This window comes from Nocardia ninae NBRC 108245 (genome assembly GCF_007990755.1).
GTDB classification, from domain to species: domain Bacteria; phylum Actinomycetota; class Actinomycetes; order Mycobacteriales; family Mycobacteriaceae; genus Nocardia; species Nocardia ninae.
The window spans coordinates 1-525 of record NZ_BJXA01000202.1 but is presented as its reverse complement, the minus strand read 5'-3'; the positions used below and the strand labels follow the sequence as shown (position 1 = coordinate 525).

Sequence of the window (525 nt, the reverse complement as noted above, 5' to 3'; positions counted from 1 at the left end):
GCGGGCGCCGGTGGTTGGGGTTGGGTTTGCGGCTGGCCGCGCGCAGCGCAGCCCGGGTGGTGAGGAATTCGGCCCACTCCTCGTCGATGTCGCCGTCGACGAACTGGAGCGTGCTGCGCAGTTCGGCGGGCAGCCTGGCGAACGCGGCGTCGAGGGTGCGTGCGACCTCGCGGCCCCGGTAGAGATAGATCAGCCCGATCATCGGTTCGGGTTCGGCGTCGCGGGCGGCATAGAGCGCCCCGCGCAATGCCTTGTCCATGTTCTTGGCGCTCTTGGCGGTGAGTTCGACCTCGAGTGCCCACCAGCCGTACGTGCCGCCTACCACGCCCAGGAACCGGCCGTCGTGGATGTGACCGACCGAACGTGAACCGCGAGAACGAGATTCACGCGCCGCGACAGCAGCATCGTGACGAAGCTGGCGCTCGGAGATCCATACGCCGGGTTCAGCGCCGACGAGCAGTGCCCGCGCCATCGCGACGGCCCGGTAGTGCTCGGCGTCCTTGACCGGTGGCTTCCACAACGTCG

General features: G+C 68.8%; 1 protein-coding gene. It reads right to left on the bottom strand.

The window, feature by feature from the left end; all coding sequences use genetic code 11:
- On the bottom strand, window positions 1-525 hold a 525-nt coding region (locus NN4_RS45615), incomplete at both ends, for a hypothetical protein (protein WP_186818942.1).